Raw genomic sequence first — 16,566 nt, 5'->3', positions numbered from 1 at the left:
GTTAAAATTTAGTGTTAGTAGTTAGTTTCCTACTTTCGCATTTTCTTCGAAGGCTGCGAGGATGGCGGCGTCTCCTTCGAGACCACTTTCTTCAGCTCGCTTCAAGGCGTTGAGCACGCGTTCATAGTCGGCCGGCATAACCTTGAGGAATTTTGCGGATTCGCTCTCCCAGTTGTCGAGAATGCGTTGTCCTTTTACGCTGCCGGTGTAGTCGACGTGTTTTTGGATCCGGGCCTTGACCTCCTCAATCTCACTGTCTTCACATTCGATCAGTGGGTAAAGGTTGGTCATGGCATCGTTGTTTTTCGATTCAAAGTCTCCATGTTCGTTATAGATATAGCCGACTCCACCGGACATGCCGGCACCGAAGTTACGACCCGTGGAACCAAGGATGGTAACGGATCCTCCAGTCATGTATTCACAGGCGTGGTCACCGACGCCTTCGATCACGGCATGGACACCGGAGTTTCGGACGCAGAAGCGTTCTCCGGCGATACCAGCCATGTAGGCTTCACCATTGGTGGCCCCGTAGAAGGCAACGTTACCGACGATGATGTTTTCATCGGCGACGAATTCAGGGAGCGAGTTTTTCGGTGGGTAAACGATGATTTTTGCTCCGCAAACACCTTTGCCGATGTAGTCGTTGGCATCGCCTTCGAGTTCGAAGGTCATCCCTTTCGGGCAAAACGCTCCGAGGCTCTGGCCGGCGCTGCCGTTGAACTTCAGGTGGATGGTATCCTCCGGAAGGCCTGCGGCACCGTGGTGGCGTGAGATCTCCGCTCCGGTGATGGTTCCCACCACGCGGTTGATATTGGTGATCGGTAGTTCGGCATGCACCTTTTCGTAGCTTTCGATGGCAGGGCGGCAGAGTTCGAGGATCGTGGTGTTGTCGAGTGCGCGGTCGAGCAGGTGATCTTGCTGCTGTTGGGCGTAGGTTCCGACTTCCGGGCCGACTTTTGGGCGGTAGAGGATCTTCGAGTAGTCGAGCCCCTGGGCTTTCCAGTGATCGACAGCCTTGCGCATTTCGAGTTTGTCGCTGCGTCCGACCATTTCGGTGATGGAACGGAAGCCGAGTTTGGCCATCAGTTCGCGGATTTCCTGGGCGACGAAGTTCATGTAGTTGACGACGTTTTCGACGGCGCCATTGAACTTCTTCCTCAGGTCAGTGTTCTGGGTGGCGATACCAACCGGGCAGGTGTTCTTGTGGCAGACACGCATCATGATGCAGCCCAAGGTGACCAGAGGTGCGGTGGCAAATCCAAACTCTTCGGCTCCAAGTAGGGCTCCGATCACAACGTCACGACCGGTTTTAAGCTGGCCGTCGGTTTCGAGAACCACCCGGCTTCGCAGGTCGTTGAGCAGGAGTGTTTGGTTGGTTTCCGCGAGGCCGAGTTCCCATGGGGAACCGGCGTGTTGGATCGATGATCTTGGGCTGGCTCCGGTTCCGCCGTCGTGTCCTGCGATCAGGATGACATCGGCCTTGGCCTTGGCCACACCGGCGGCGATGGTGCCGACGCCAACCTCGGAGACGAGTTTAACGTTGATCCGGGCATCGGTGTTGGCATTTTTCAAATCGTGGATCAACTCAGCCATGTCCTCGATCGAGTAAATATCGTGGTGGGGTGGTGGGGAGATGAGCCCCACACCTGGAGTGGTTCCGCGCACTTTGGCAATCTGTGGAAGGACTTTGTGACCTGGAAGTTCACCACCTTCACCGGGCTTGGCTCCCTGGGCGATCTTGATCTGGATCTCGCGTGAGTTCACCAGATAGTGACTGGTCACCCCGAAGCGGCCGCTGGCCACCTGTTTGATCGCACTCTTCTTGGAGTCTCCCTGGTCGTTGGTCCAACGGAAGCGGTAGGGGTCTTCGCCACCTTCTCCGGTATTGGATTTTCCACCGAGGCGGTTCATCGCGACTGCGAGTGCTTCGTGGGCTTCCTCGGAAATCGATCCATAGGACATGGCTCCGGTTTTAAAGCGCTTGACGATGGCACTCACTGGTTCCACTTCGTCGATCGGGATTTCCTTTGCGGGGTCGAACTTGAAGTCCATTAATCCGCGCAGGGTGCAAAGTCCTTTGGCTTGATCGTCAATGAGCTTGGAGTATTGACGGAAGACTTCGAAGTCTCCGAGACGCGTCGACTGCTGCAGCAGGTGAATGGCCTGTGGTCCGAAGAGGTGTCTCTCTCCATCGAAACGCCATTGGTAAACGCCGCCGGCATCGAGGGCTTCGTTTTCGGTTTCACGTGGTTTGTAAGCGTCGTCGTGACGAAGTTTGACCTCCCGGGAAATGGTTTCCAGTCCGATACCCTTGACTCGTGATGTGGTCCGGGTGAAATACTGGTCGATGACTTCTTCGTTCAGACCGATGCATTCGAAGATCTGAGCTCCACGGTAACTCGCGACAGTGGAGATACCCATTTTCGACATGGTTTTGATCACACCTTTGATCGATGCCTTCAGGTATTTTTGCACGGCGGTATCGTGGTCCATGTCCAGTTCACCTTCTTCGGTCATCTGGGCCAGGGTGTCGATGGCAAGGTAGGGGTTGACGACGTCCACTCCGTATCCGAGCAGGACGGCAAAGTGGTGGACCTCGCGTGGTTCACCGGATTCCAACACGATGGAGACCTTGGTGCGTGTGCCGTTTCGGATCAGGTGGTGGTGCAGGCCAGCAACCGCGAGCAGGGCGGGGATGGCTGCTTTTTTCTTGTTCATGCCACGGTCCGAGAGGATCAGCACGTTATCGCCATGCAGGATGGCGGTATCGGCAGCTTTGAACAATTGGTCGAGAGCCGTCTTGAGGGCTTCCCCTGAGACTTCGCCAAGTTGTTCGGCATCGTCGGAAACATGTGGGTTGTCAACGTGTCCGGGGAGTTGGCCGACGGCCAATCCGGCGTCCACTTTCTCAGGGCGATAGATAATCGGCAGGGTCTCGGCACTGAATCCGTCGAGGTCGATGTCGCGGAGGCGGGCAAGCTGTTGGTTGTCGATGATTGGGCTTTCGAGTCGAACCATGCGGCAGTTGTCCGGTCCTGGGTTCAGGATGTCTTTTTCCGAGCCCACAAAGGTGATGCTCGAGGTGATGAGTTCCTCGCGGATCGGGTCGATGGCTGGGTTGGTCACCTGGGCGAACAGCTGGCGGAAGTAATTATAGAGCAGTTGTGGGCGATCGGACAATACGGCCATGGGCGTATCGTTACCCATCGCACCAAGTGGCTGGTTGCCGGTTTCTGCCGATGGTCCAAGGATGAAGCGCTTGTCTTCAAACGTGTAGCCAAATGCGCGATTGCGCTGAATCAGGTCGTGGCCAGTGATGGTGGCTGCCGTCTCACCGGCTGCGAGTTCGGCAAAGAACACACGGTTTTTCTCCAACCACTCAGCGTATGGTTTTTTGCTGGCAATCTCTTCTTTGACCTCTGCGTTGTCGACGATGCGTCCTTTCTGAGTATCGACGAGGAACATGCGGCCGGGTTCGAGGCGTCCTTTTTTGACGACCGTTGCCGGATCGACTTCGAGAACTCCTACCTCCGATGCCATGATGACGAGGTCGTCGTTGGTGACGTAGTAGCGGGATGGGCGAAGACCGTTACGGTCGAGGATGGCACCGATGGAGATGCCGTCACAGAAGGCGATGGATGCCGGACCGTCCCAGGGCTCCATGAGCGTCGCGTTGTATTCGTAAAACGCCTTTTTGGTGTCGGTCATGTGCTGATGGTTTTCCCATGGTTCGGGAATCATCATCATGATGGCTTCGGGGAGTGTGCGTCCTGAAAGGACGAGGAACTCGAGGCAGTTATCGAACATGGCGGAGTCCGATCCGTCTTCACGAATAATCGGGAGGAGCTTGTCCAGATCTTCACCGAGGACGCCGCTGCCGAGGAGTTTTTGTCGGGCCTGCATCCAGTTGGCGTTGCCGCGCATGGTGTTGATCTCCCCGTTATGGGACATGTAGCGGAACGGTTGGGCCCGTGGCCAACTAGGGAAGGTATTGGTGCTGAAGCGTGAGTGAACCAATGCCATGGCGGATTCCACGTCTTCATGTTGGAGATCGGGGAAATAATCTTTAAGTTGCCAAGTGGTCAGCATGCCTTTGTAGACGATGGTTCTAGCAGACAGGGTGACGGTGTAGAAATATTCTGCGCCACTGGTCGTACAGTAACGGATGGCTTGGGCTGTGCGGCGGCGTAGGACGTAAAGTTTACGCTCGAAATCCTGATCGTCGGTGATTTCCGGGTTGCGGGCGATGAAAACCTGCTTCATCTGGGGTTCACATTCGCGCGCTGCCTTACCTAGGATTTCACTGTTGGTGGGGACATCACGCCATCCGAGCAGTGTTTGACCTTCTTTTTTGATCATTTTTTCGTAGGTCGCCATGGCGTTGGCGCATTCCTCTTGGTCTGGGGAAAGATGGACGAAGCCTACGGCATACTGACCTTCCTCCGGTAAGTCGAAATCGAGCTCGGTGGTGATGGTCTTGAAAAATTTGTGGGGGAGTTGAATGAAAAGTCCGGCCCCGTCACCGGTGGCTTCGTCACATCCGCAACCTCCGCGGTGCTCCATGTTGACATTCATTTCCAGTGCTCCTTTGACGATGCGGTGGGATTTTTTTCCCTTGAGGTGGCAGAGGAATCCAACTCCACAGGAGTCATGTTCGTTGGCGGGATCATAGAGTCCCTGAGCTTCAGGGAGCCCGAGTGGCTGGGTTGATGTGTTTTTCTTTTCCGTCGTCATGATATTAGAAAGGTTGTTGTTTAAATGCTGTCGCCTGATCCTGGTTGAGGATGGCTTGAGGCGTTCCTGAATCCAGTGTCGAGTGACAAGGGAGCGGTGACAGCCTTCGGGGTTGTAGGCGCTGTGAAAAAGGGAGGTGTAGCTTATATTACAGGGCCGTTTTCAAGCGGGAGCGGGAACATGGGCTAATACACCAGAAAAGTATAGAGTAAATGAAAAAATGAATGTCATGTGGTGAAAAATTACCCTGAAAGATCCTATATATGGCGATTTTAAGATCGTGATTGTTGGCGTGAACTTAGTATTTAAGCTGTTTTAACTATTTTTGGGGATTTTGATGTTTTTCAGTGTTGCCAAGCGTATCCGCGGAGGCTAGCGTCTCGCACCAACCCACAACCTAACTAACTGAAATGTCAGACAACATCGAAGCCAAAGTAAAAGATATCATCGTCGAGCAACTCGGAGTCAGTGCCGATCAGCTCAAGCCAGAAGCCAAGTTCATCGAAGACCTCGGTGCTGATTCGCTCGATACCGTCGAGTTGGTCATGGCTTTTGAAGAAGAGTTCGGCATTGAAGTGCCTGACGAAGACGCTGAGAAGCTTACCAGTGTTGGTGACATCATTGAGTATGTCAATAAAGCCAACGGCTAAGCCCAGAAGGGCAATAACAAAAAGTCTAATCGGCTTTTAAGGCATCCCAGGCATTAAGCTTGGAATGGTTTTTTTCTAAAAACAGGGTAGGCTCTTAGCGGGCCTACCCTGTTTTGCACATTCTCTTTACTCGATATCGCTCATCTTCTTATGCCCCATTCTCCTGATAGTATCCAATATGCCATGGAAACGGCTCAGCTATTGCGTGAGCCGGATAGACGGATTGATACCTTTGGTTCGACGCGGTTCAAGTTTACGATGTTAAGCGAGCCGATGGATCAGGTTGGTCAGGTTCGGGTTCGTCAGGGGGAGGTGGAAGCGCAAAAGCCGCAAATTATCCGCCCTGGCCATATGGGGGGGAATGTTGAGCTGGAGGGCTTTCAAGAAAAGGCCGGAGAGTACTTGGACTGGTTGCGCGAGCACGACCTGGAACCCGTGTTTTTTCAATATGGTTTTATGTTCAAGCGCGGGCGCGTGACTGAGGAATTGGTTCACGATTCATTGGAGGCTGTCCGTGACCGGGTGATGGAAGAGGTTCGCCAGACTGGAGACCCCATGTTGGCTGTGATGGAGGGAGTGGATGACGCATGGGAGGTGAGTCTGTTAAAATTTGCCATCGAAATGATTGGTAAGTCCTCGGATATCAATGCGTTTGATTTTAAGCGTAAGGGATTGCTGTAGGTTCTCCCGATGAGGGATGTTTTTCCATGATTCGCTAGCTTTTGAGTGGTCTGCTAGACAATTTTGATTATGATTGTCCTATGCGAATCATGCATCTCATCAAAGCAATTGCAGCCCTGGGCGTTATTGGGGTCGTTCTTGTTACGGCTTATTTGATGAAGGAGTATACGGGCTCGGTCCGTGACATGCCCGGGGCTTTGATCGCTGAGCAGCGCGCTGCGGAATTGGCACTCAAGGCGAAGGCTGAAAAAGGTGCCTTGTCCAATAATGAGCCGGGGGAGAAGGCGTTTCAGCGGGCTCGGGAGCTATTGGCGATGGAATCCATGGCTGAAGCGGAGGAAAAGCTGAAGTATATCGTCAGTTACTATCCCGCTGCGGAAGCCGCCTCCGAGGCGAGACGGATTCTTGGGGAGATCAATGTGGACCGCTTGTTGGACCCGGACTGGAGGGAGGGGAAGAGTGAGATCACGGTTCAACGGGGTGATACCTTTACCAAGATCATTCGAAATAATAAAACCACGATGGATAGTCTGGTTCATCTCAGTAAATTGATGCGTGCGGACCACCGTAGCTTACACCCCGGTGATAAATTGACGGTGATGCCGCTGGATATGCGACTGGTGATTAACATTCGGCTCAAGACCTTGACGGTTTGGCGACAGGGTGAGTTTATTAAAGAATACCCGCTTGTGAAAGTGGCCTATAAGCGGGGGGGGACCGTTCGCCACCTCAGCGTGGGCTCGATCATGGGGCAGGCAGACGGAAAGGTTTATCCGAGTCATTCGGAAGTTTACAGGAATACGAGCAAAGTGATTTTTCTCAGTGACAAATCCCTGGCCATTCGTGCATTCTTCGAGGGCGAACAAGACGATTTGCAGCTAGGTTTTTTTCTCAGTGAGGCTGATATGGAGGAATTGCCATTGTTGCTCCGGCCGGGCAATGATGTGGAAATCCGCCATTGATACTTTATTGAACAAGCCCATTGTAGACATGATGTAAGTGCTCAGTATGACTTGCTTGCTGATCGATATTTTCCCAATTCCGAATTACGACTCCATTTCTTTTATATGAAACCTCTCGATTTTGAAAAACCTGTCGCCGAGCTCGAACAGGAGCTGTCCAAGCTAAAGAAAAAGGCCTCCAGCCAGAACATCGACATGTCCGATGAGATTGCCAGGATGGAAGAAAAGCTGGAAGGGACGAGAAAGCGTATTTACGAAGAGCTCTCTCCATGGCATCGTGTGCAGATCGCTAGACATACCAATCGCCCGTTTATGCTCGATTACGTGGAACACGTATTTGAGGATTTTTGTGAACTTCATGGAGATCGCCACATTGGAGACGATAGTGCGATGCCCGGAGGTTTTGCGACGTTGGGTGGAAAAAAGGTGGTGGTGATCGGTCATCAGAAGGGCCGTGACACCAAGGAAAACCTTTTGAGAAACTTTGGTAGCGCCCACCCGGAAGGTTATCGGAAATCGATGCGTTTGATGCGTTTGGCTGAAAAGTTCAATTTGCCTGTTGTCGCGCTGGTGGATACTCCAGGGGCCTTTCCTGGTATTGGTGCCGAAGAGCGCAATATTGCCGAGGCGATTGCCTTTAATTTAAGGGAGATGATGACGCTCAAGGTTCCGACTGTGACCGTAGTGTTGGGGGAAGGTGGTTCTGGTGGAGCTCTGGGAATCGGAGTGACCGACAGGGTGTTGATGATGGAAAATGCTTATTATTCCGTGATCAGCCCGGAGGGATGTGCCGCTATTTTGTGGAAGCATCGCAAACACGCTCCCGAGGCTGCGGAGGCGATGAAGATTTCCGCTCCTGATCTTGGCGAACTGGGTCTGATTGATGAAGTGGTTCCCGAACCGATTGGCGGGGCTCATCACGACCACGAGGAGGCTGCCCGTAATCTCAGGGATGCCGTATTGAAGCAGATTGAACAGTTGGAACAATTGAGTTCGGAAGAACTACTTCAGCAACGCTACGAAAAATACCGCAAGTACGGTGAGTGGCAGGGGGAGTAAGCTGCTGCGGATTTTGAGAGCGGAGTCTGAGGGGGGGGGTAAACTCATTTGTTTCATATTTGAACAAATGGGTAGTGTCTGTGCTTTTTGACTCGAACTTTTACGATTTATTTGATATAACCTCAGCTGTTATGAAAATGAAATATTATATTCTGTATGGCTTGCTGGGGTCTTTGGCTGGTGCTCATGCTGCAACACTAAAGGTGGACTTCAGTGATTCTGTTGGGGATGTTGCGGTCGGTTATGGTGGGTTTGTATTTGCCAATAATACCGCACCGGGCACCCGAAACTATACCAGTGGTTCCGCAGGTTATGTTGGTCCATCAATTGACCTAGGCAGTGGTATTGATGTGACTTACAAAAGTTCGGCAGCTACCAATTTTCGGATGATTGATCGAGGTGGGGATCTCTTTTTAAAGGACTTTGCTAGTATTGACGGGGCTTTAAATGATGATCAGGACTTGGTTTTTGGTGGTCTTGCTGCGGTCACTGGCAGCTTCACATTTTCCTTGGAGGATTTGAGCAACCAGTTTGGGGTTGTCGATGTTCAGCTTAGTATTAATGGAGGTGCCAGCTTTACTAACGTTTTGGATGATGTGACATATGGATCGACCGGAAATCAAGCAGTTGTCCCGTTTACCTCAAATGGAACGGATGATGTGGTTGTTCGTTTTTGGGTAGGAGGCAATGAATTTGGCAATACCGGGGGAACGACAGATAGTGTAAGAAGAAACAGAATTATGTCTCTCAATGGATTCACTCTAGATGCTACAGTTGTTCCTGAGCCTTCCTCTTCAGCGTTCATGGGGCTCGCGGGATTGGCTCTTCTTATGCGTCGCCGCAGATAGTTTATACTTTGATCAAGTATTGTTTTTAGGCAGCTTGTTCCGTCGTGGGCAAGCTGCTTTTATGTTCTCCGGATACGGTGCCAGTCCGAGGTGTCCGGATGAATCAGGACGTCAAGTGGTGAGTTGCTTAGCTTGAGGGTGTCGATTAGATATTCAAGCAGCACGAGAGAGGCTGTGGCGTCGTAGAGGGCGTCGTGCCAGGTTTTTCCAGGGGTGAGTTCGGAGACTTTGGAGCTTAGTTGGAAGTGGTTGCAGAGGTCTCCGAGGGCATGGGACGGGAGGTCGGGCCAGGCGGCCCGGGCCAGTAACAAGGTATCGACCCAGGGTTCGAATCCATGGGCGGGAAAGGCTCTGAGGTATCGTTTTTCCGTGCCGTGGCCGTGGGCAACCACGACGTTTCCGCCCAGCGTGGATTTGATTTCAGGCCACAGGGTCATGAATGCCGGAGCATCGGCAAGGTCGGCGCTGCCTATGCCGTGGACTTTTTGAGCCGCCCAGGTGATCGGTCGGTCTGCACGGATAAAGGAAACAAATGGACGATGGTGGCCGGAGTCCGTCGTCCACATCGCCATGCCTATTTGAACCGGGACGTCGGTTTTGCCGCGCGCTGCTCCTGCCGATTCAAAATCGATGGCAGCGAAGGTGTGTTGGCGGATCATCGCTGGGCGAAGACATTCGCCAGGGGAGGCTGGTGCCGAGCTGAATGGTTCGATTCGCTGGGCCTGGCCTTTCCCTGGTTATGTTTTTATTGGAGCTTTGTTGGCTTTAACCAACCACTCCGGATTGTTTCAGGGCTGTTGCCGCTTCCCGGACAATTTGCAGGGTGGTATCCCAGTCGATACACTCGTCGGTGATCGATTGTCCGTAGGTCAGGTCTGTAACAGGCTGAGGGAAGCTTTGGTTGCCTGCGACCAGATTGCTTTCGAGCATGGCTCCAATCAATTGGGTGTTGCCGGCACAGCGTTGACGAACGATTTCTCTGAAGACTGCAGGCATGCGGTCATATTTTTTACCGCAGTTTGCGTGGGAGGCATCCACCATGATCGAGGCTTGGAGCCCGTTGCGCTTAAGCAGTCGGCCCGTCACGGCGACGTCGTCGGCTCCGTAGTTTGGTCCGTCGTCGCCACCACGAAGAATGATGTGGCAGTCCGGGTTTCCGGAGGTGGTGACGGCTGAGGCGACACCTTGTTCGCTGACGCCAAGGAAGGTTTGTTTTTGGGTGGCCGCCTTGATGGCGTTCACCGGGGCTGTGAGGTCTCCGGTGGTGGTGTTTTTGAATCCAAGAGGCATGGAAAGCCCGGATGCCATTTGGCGGTGGGTTTGGCTTTCAGTGGTGCGGGCACCCACGGCGGACCATGAGATTAAATCGGCAATGTACTGAGGGGTGATCGGGTCGAGCAGCTCGGTGGCGGTGGGGAGTCCACAGTCGATGACTTCACGAAGGAAGTGGCGTGCCTGGCGAAGTCCCTCGGGGATGTTGTCGGAGCCGTCGAGTTTGGGGTCCATGATCAAGCCTTTCCAGCCGATGGTGGTGCGAGGTTTTTCATAATAAACTCTCATAACCACATAGATCTGATGTTTGACCTCGTCTGCCAGTTCCGCGAGCCGTTGGGCATACTCGATACCGGCTTTGGTGTCGTGAATGGAGCAGGGGCCGCAGACGAGAAGCATGCGATGGTCTTCGCCGTTGAGGATGTTGCGGATGTGCTGTCGGGACTCAGCGATGAATTCTGCTTGCTGGGCGGAGCGCTCAACTTCAGAGAGAAGCAAGGCTGGAGCCGGGAGAGGGATATTACTTGAAATATGGAGGTCAGTGACTTGGGCCATGTGATGTGTTTGATGTTGGAAGTTGGTGCAGATAGTAGGCAAAATGGGGCTCAAAATGACAGCTGTCTGCTTTTGCTGCGATATCAATCTCGCTGCGCCTCGATTCTGTCGAAATTCGTGTGAGTTGGCAAGTCTGATCGAGTGTCGAAACATTCAAGTTTGAAGTTCCTTTCTGATCTGATAATGCTTCAGGCATGCGAGAGAAAGCCATTGCGTTGTTAAAGGAGTTGACCGAGGCACATGGGGCGCCTGGATTTGAAGATGAGGTGCGTTCGATTTTTGCTCAGGAGCTAGCCGGGGCGGGGGATTTGAGTACGGATGGCAATGGGTCGGTGTTCTGTGAACAAGGGGAGTTGGGCCCACGGGTGTTACTGGCCGGTCATATGGATGAGGTGGCATTCCGGGTTCAGAATATCACGCCTGACGGGTTTATTCAGTTTGTTACGTTGGGGGGCTGGTGGTCACACACCTTGTTGGCCCAGCGGGTGGAAGTAAGAACCAGGGACGGGCGCAAAATTCTCGGGGTGGTTTCGTCCAAACCTCCGCATTTTTTACCCGAGTCCGAACGTCAACGGGTGATGCCTGCCGAGCAGATGTTTATTGATGTCGGTGCCGCAAGCCGGAAAGAGCTTGAAGCGTCCATCGGTATCCGGATTGGTGACCCGATCGTTCCTCTCACCCCATTCTCGCCGATGGCGGACGAACATTTATTTATGGCGAAGGCTTTTGATAATCGGGTGGGAATGGCCTGTGCGATCCAAGCCAGCCAGGAATTGAAGGGGGTGGAGTGTCCTAACACCTTGATTGCCTGTGGCACGGTTCAGGAGGAGGTTGGCGTGCGGGGGGCAACCACGGCGGCTGTCCAAGCCCAACCGGATGTATGTATTGTTTTGGAGGGGACACCGGCTGATGATACGCCCGGGTTTAATCGTTCTGCCTCTCAAGGCATGATGGGGGAAGGGGTGCAGATTCGGATGCAGGATCCTACGGCGATTATGAACCCGGCCTTGGTGGACCTTTGCGTTGGCGTTGCCCGTGATTGTGGAATCAGGCACCAACTGGCGCTTCGATCCAGCGGCGGGACTGATGCCAGGGCCTTTCATTTGTCAGGCCGTGGAGTTCCTACGATTGTTCTGGGGGTGCCTTCGCGCTACATCCATTCGCATAATTCGATCATCGATATCAGGGATTATCTGAGCATGGTGGAGTTGGCTGTGGCATTGATCCGGAAGTTGGATCGGGCTACCGTCGATAGCCTGACGGATTACCTTTAGTCTGGCTCTCTTTCCAAGATACCGCTTGTCACACGCCACGGATTAGTGTGAGTTGTCGCTCGTGTTTGCGACATATATCCACAATTGGGATCCTGTGATTTTTGATCTGTTTGGGCCGGTCAAATTGAGGTGGTATGGTCTCGGTTATCTTCTGGCCTTTGTCTTTGGTTATTATTTGCTGAGATGGCAGGCGAAACGCAATCTGTGGGTTTTACCTGCGGACAAGGTGGCGGACTTCATTGCCTATGCTGCTTTTTTTGGCGTGTTTCTCGGTGGACGTCTGGGGTATATTCTTTTCTATCAAATCCCGAAGGAAAACGGGTGGTCTGAATTGTTGGCGGACCCGGCGATGATTATCCGGGTGTGGGACGGAGGTATGGCCAGTCACGGCGGGATTCTCGGTTTGGTGGTCTTTACCTATGTGTACGCCCGCAAGAACAAGGTTTCGTGGACGGGTGTGGGGGATGGACTGTGTGTGGTCGCTCCGATCGGGATTGGTTTGGTTCGCTTTGCGAACTTTATCAACGGTGAGTTGTATGGGCGGGTGGCACATGGGGTGGGTTGGGCGATGAAGTTTCCCTCATCATTGCACGAGGATCTGAAAGGAGATCCCGAGCGTTTGAGAGAGGCCTATGACGCTTGTGCTGCCATTGACCCTACGATCTCGGATAAAAGCTATGATTATTTGATGGCGCAGGCGCGTGAAAATCCGGAACTTCAACAGACCTTGGGAACGTATCTTCAAGCCAGGCATCCGTCACAGCTGTATGAAGCATTGCTGGAAGGCGTGGTGTTGTTTGCGATTTTGTTTGTGACGCGTGTTCGGTTTCCCAAGTTGCCCAACGGGATTTTAACCGGTATGTTTTTCCTGTTTTACGCGGTGTTCCGTATCGTTGTCGAAGTGTTCCGTGAGCCGGATTCTGCAATGATTGGGGCCATGACCAAGGGGCAGTTCTATTCCACTTTTATGATCGCCATGGGGCTGGCATTCATCGTGGGTGGATGGATGAGACGCGATCAACTTTCGTCCTGAGCCGCTTGCAGGGCTTGGCCGCCCGAGTGTGGGGCTGAAAAAAGCGGATGGATGCTTGCTGTTATGGCAGGGGCTCGTAGCTCCGTTGTCCTTGTTTGAACAGCAGGGTTTCCGTATAACCGGCTTGTTTGGCTACAGCAATCGCCCGATCAAAATCGCGGCCGAGTTCGGATGGAGCGTGTGCGTCCGAGGATAGAACCAGAGGGATGCCGGCTGAGTAGGCAAGGTCGAGGAATGAGGGTTCCGGATAGGCTTCGGCACATGGTTTGTGCCAGCCGGCGGTGTTGATTTCGATGGCACAGCCTGAGGAGGCGATGGCATCGATGACCGGTTCATAGAATTTTCGCAGATCTCCGTCAGGGCGGTAGTCGAATTTTTTGATGAGATCCGGGTGACCCAAGAGATCAAAGAGACCGCTTTCGGCCATATCTGCATAGCTTTTCCAGTAGCGAGTCCAGGCGTCTTCGATGTCGATTTTTGCCCATTTTCCGAGCCATGCGGGGTTGTCGAAATCCCAACCATCAAGGTAGTGAACCGACCCGATGAGATAATCCCATGGGTAGCGTTGGCGGAGTGATTCGATCCATGGCTCGCAGCCAGAGAGCCAGTCACATTCCATGCCAGCCCGGATCGGGATCTGATTGTTTGCGGCGGCTTTTGCCCGTTCAATCCATTCAAAGTAGTCGGGGAGCTGGCTTTCGAGCATGCGCCAATTGTCGAAGGGTTCCGGTTGTGCCGGGGCGTGGTCGGAGATGCCGTATTCGCTGATGCCGGCGCTGACCGCGGCAGCCACAAATTGCTCGGGCTCACCCTCGGCGTGCATGCAGAGGGGGGTATGGGTGTGGTAGTCGGCAGGCATTGGGTTTTGAAAAAAAAACAGGCCCTATATGAGCTATAGGGCCTATTGGTGAAAGAGTTGAACGGCGCTTGCTTATTTGCTTACCACGATTGTCTGCTCGCGCTCGGGGCCGTTGCCAATGTAGGTAACCGGGGCTCCGGCAAGTTCACCGAGTCGGGTTAGGTAGGCTTTGGCATTTTCCGGGAGGTCGTCCCATGAGCGGGCTCCGGTGGTGTCAGATTGCCATCCGGGAAGCTCTTCGTAGATCGGCTGAGCCTTGTCCCATGCAGCACGGTTGGCTGGTGGGAAATCGTGACGTTCACCGTCGATATCGTAAGCAACACAGACTTGTAGGGATTCGCGTTCGTCGAGACCGTCGAGGATCGTGACCGCGAGGTCGGTTACACCGTTGACCATGCAGGCGTAGCGGATGAGAACCATGTCGAGCCATCCACAGCGGCGTGGGCGGCCGGTGGTGGCACCGAATTCCATGCCGCGGGCGTGGAAGTAATCGGAGATGTCATCGTTTTCGGTGATGAACGGGCCAGATCCCACCCGGGTGGTGTAGGCTTTACAGACTCCGACAACACGCTCGATGGCGGTAGGCGGGAGACCTGAACCTGTGCAGGCTCCCCCAGCGGTAGTGTTCGAAGAGGTGACGAAGGGGTAGGTTCCGAAATCGACATCAAGGAATGATCCCTGGGCTCCTTCGAAGAGGATGGTTTTACCATCTTTCCATGCCTTGTGCAGGGCGGGAATCGTGTTGGTGACGTGTGGGCGAAGGCGCTCGATAGCAGGAGCGACATCTTCCCAAACCTGATCCACCGTAAAAGTGGGTAGGTCGTGCTTGGCCAATGTATCGTTGGCTTCGGCAAGGCGGATACCAATGAGTTCGCGAGCTGTGGCTTCGCAGAGCATGTCGGCGAGGCGAAGTCCGTTCCGGTTAGCCTTGTCGGCATAGGTTGGTCCGATTCCGCGTTTGGTGGTGCCGATTTTATTTTTTCCGAGGGCGGCTTCGCGGGCTGCGTCGAGTTCCCGATGGTAGGAGAGAACGACATGGGCGCGGTCGGAGATGAGAAGTTTGTCGGGTTGGACGGGGATGCCGGCTTCCTCGAGGTTTGTGATTTCCTTGCAGAGTCCGACGGGGTCCATGACGACGCCATTTCCGATAATACATTTTTTACCTTCCCAGAGGATGCCGGATGGCACCAAGTGAAGAATGTATTTGGTATCGTTGGCGATCACGGTGTGGCCGGCATTATTACCTCCTTGGCCGCGGGCAACGACGTCGGCTGTTTCAGTGAGGTAGTCGACAATTTTGCCTTTTCCTTCGTCTCCCCATTGGAGACCGCAGATGATGGTGTTCATGAAAAATGGTATGCGTTATTAGTTGTAGAAAATAAGGGAGACCAGCCGATGGGCGATGTGTTGAATCGCTGTCCTTCGGGCGTCCCTGGTGAAAAATAATGTCTTAGCGGAATGCTTCGATCAGTTCGGCAAATTCTGAGAAGAAATAGGTTGCGTCATTGGGGCCGGGGGCTGCCTCCGGGTGATATTGGACGGAAAAGGCAGGGAACTCCTTGTGGCGGAATCCTTCGATGGTGTCGTCGTTGAGGTTGATGTGGGTGATTTCCACATTGTCCGACAGGCTGTCGCCATCGGTGGCGAAGCCGTGGTTTTGAGCCGTGATGGCAATTTTACCGGTGCGCAAGTCCTTGACCGGCTGGTTGCCTCCACGGTGACCAAACTTGAGTTTGTAGGTGGTTCCTCCGAACGCGTGGGTGAGAATCTGGTGTCCGAGGCAGATTCCAAACATCGGAGTTTTGCCGAGCAGTTTTTTGACCTCGGCGTGGATGTAGTCGAGGGCCGCGGGGTCTCCAGGTCCGTTGGAAAGGAAGACACCGTCGGGTTTCATGGCGAGCACTTCCTCGGCTGGTGTCCGGGAGTTGACGAGAGTCACTTCAAAGCCAGCCTGGCGAAGCATGCGTAGGATATTACGTTTGATGCCAAAGTCGTAGGCCACAATGTTGTATTTGACCTCGGGAAGTTCGATGTAATTGCCCTCTTGTCCTGTTGAGGGGTTGGGGATCGTCCACAGTCGGGATTCGCCCTCCCATTTTTGAACCCCTTCAATGGAAACCTCCTTGACGAAGTCGGATCCTTCCATGGGGGCGGAGTCTTTGGCTGCTTGAATCGCCTCTTCGGCGCTGAGTTCCGTGCTGAGGCAGGAGCGCATCGCTCCGGCGGAGCGGAGGTGCTTGGTCAATGCCCGGGTATCAATGCCTTCGATCCCGATAATGTGGTGTTCGGCGAAGTAATCCTCCAAGCTTTGACGAGAGCGCCAGTTTGATGCGACGGGGGAGAGTTCTCCGATAACCAGTCCCCGAACATGGGGGCAATGGGACTCGGCATCTTCCGGGTTGACTCCGTAGTTGCCGATTTGCGGGTAGGTCATGGTGACGATCTGTCCGCGGTAGGAGGGATCGGTAATGATCTCCTGATAGCCGGTCATGGAGGTATTGAAACAGGCTTCTCCGGTGGTGGTTCCGAAATGCCCGAAGGCTTCACCTTCAAAGGTGCGTCCGTCTTCAAGTGCGAGGATGGCTTTCATATGCTTGGGGCGCCCCGATGCGGGGCTGCGGGCGCACTTTAGGGGCTAA

General features: G+C 53.6%; 13 protein-coding genes. 7 read left to right on the top strand and 6 right to left on the bottom strand.

Annotated features, from left to right (window positions below; all coding sequences use genetic code 11):
- Positions 1-21: 21 nt before the first annotated feature.
- Positions 22-4,734, bottom strand: a complete 4,713-nt coding sequence (gene gltB / locus HW115_RS03605) for a glutamate synthase large subunit (protein WP_178931194.1) — start codon at positions 4,732-4,734, stop codon at positions 22-24.
- A gap of 410 nt (positions 4,735-5,144) precedes the next feature.
- Here gltB and acpP point away from each other — a divergent pair, with 410 nt between their 5' ends.
- The 5 genes from acpP (at position 5,145) to HW115_RS19700 (ending at position 8,934) form a co-directional block, all read left to right on the top strand.
- Positions 5,145-5,384, top strand: coding sequence for an acyl carrier protein (acpP, locus tag HW115_RS03600; RefSeq protein ID WP_178931193.1), 240 nt, complete (start codon positions 5,145-5,147; stop codon positions 5,382-5,384).
- Positions 5,385-5,534: 150 nt separating this feature from the next.
- Complete coding sequence (locus HW115_RS03595; protein ID WP_178931192.1) at positions 5,535-6,065, top strand: hypothetical protein; 531 nt, start codon at positions 5,535-5,537, stop codon at positions 6,063-6,065.
- Positions 6,066-6,154: 89 nt separating this feature from the next.
- Positions 6,155-7,027, top strand: coding sequence for a LysM peptidoglycan-binding domain-containing protein (locus HW115_RS03590; RefSeq protein WP_178931191.1), 873 nt, complete (start codon positions 6,155-6,157; stop codon positions 7,025-7,027).
- Between the two features lie 105 nt (positions 7,028-7,132).
- Complete coding sequence (locus HW115_RS03585; protein WP_178931190.1) at positions 7,133-8,086, top strand: acetyl-CoA carboxylase carboxyltransferase subunit alpha; 954 nt, start codon at positions 7,133-7,135, stop codon at positions 8,084-8,086.
- A gap of 131 nt (positions 8,087-8,217) precedes the next feature.
- A complete protein-coding gene (locus HW115_RS19700; RefSeq protein ID WP_227021245.1) occupies positions 8,218-8,934 on the top strand; it encodes a PEP-CTERM sorting domain-containing protein in 717 nt (238 codons plus the stop codon).
- Positions 8,935-8,993: 59 nt separating this feature from the next.
- Here the strand turns inward: HW115_RS19700 and HW115_RS03575 are convergent, their stop codons facing one another.
- Positions 8,994-9,593 carry a 3'-5' exonuclease gene (locus HW115_RS03575; RefSeq protein ID WP_178931189.1) on the bottom strand — a complete coding sequence of 200 codons (600 nt, stop codon included), beginning with the start codon at positions 9,591-9,593 and terminating at the stop codon, positions 8,994-8,996.
- 106 nt (positions 9,594-9,699) lie between these two features.
- Entirely contained in the window at positions 9,700-10,761 is a 1,062-nt protein-coding gene (locus tag HW115_RS03570; RefSeq protein WP_178931188.1) for a 3-deoxy-7-phosphoheptulonate synthase, read from the bottom strand.
- A gap of 194 nt (positions 10,762-10,955) precedes the next feature.
- Between HW115_RS03570 and HW115_RS03565 the strand changes: the two genes are divergently transcribed.
- On the top strand, positions 10,956-12,035 hold the full coding sequence (locus tag HW115_RS03565; protein WP_178931187.1) for a M42 family metallopeptidase: 1,080 nt from the start codon (positions 10,956-10,958) through the stop codon (positions 12,033-12,035).
- 61 nt (positions 12,036-12,096) lie between these two features.
- Positions 12,097-13,068, top strand: coding sequence for a prolipoprotein diacylglyceryl transferase (gene lgt / locus HW115_RS03560; protein ID WP_178931186.1), 972 nt, complete (start codon positions 12,097-12,099; stop codon positions 13,066-13,068).
- Between the two features lie 61 nt (positions 13,069-13,129).
- On the opposite strand, the gene HW115_RS03555 is transcribed toward lgt, so the two are convergent.
- The 3 genes from HW115_RS03555 to carA all read right to left on the bottom strand — a co-directional run bounded on the left by HW115_RS03555 (position 13,130) and on the right by carA (position 16,517).
- A complete protein-coding gene (locus HW115_RS03555) occupies positions 13,130-13,927 on the bottom strand; it encodes a histidinol-phosphatase (protein WP_178931185.1) in 798 nt (265 codons plus the stop codon).
- A gap of 72 nt (positions 13,928-13,999) precedes the next feature.
- On the bottom strand, positions 14,000-15,274 hold the full coding sequence (locus HW115_RS03550) for an adenylosuccinate synthase (protein ID WP_178931184.1): 1,275 nt from the start codon (positions 15,272-15,274) through the stop codon (positions 14,000-14,002).
- Positions 15,275-15,377: 103 nt separating this feature from the next.
- Entirely contained in the window at positions 15,378-16,517 is a 1,140-nt protein-coding gene (carA, locus tag HW115_RS03545) for a glutamine-hydrolyzing carbamoyl-phosphate synthase small subunit (RefSeq protein ID WP_178931183.1), read from the bottom strand.
- Between the last annotated feature and the right edge of the window lie 49 nt (positions 16,518-16,566).

This window comes from Oceaniferula marina (assembly GCF_013391475.1).
GTDB classification, from domain to species: Bacteria; Verrucomicrobiota; Verrucomicrobiia; order Verrucomicrobiales; family Akkermansiaceae; genus Oceaniferula; species Oceaniferula marina.
Note: the sequence above shows the minus strand (reverse complement) of the source record. Positions and strands in the feature narration are given on the sequence as shown.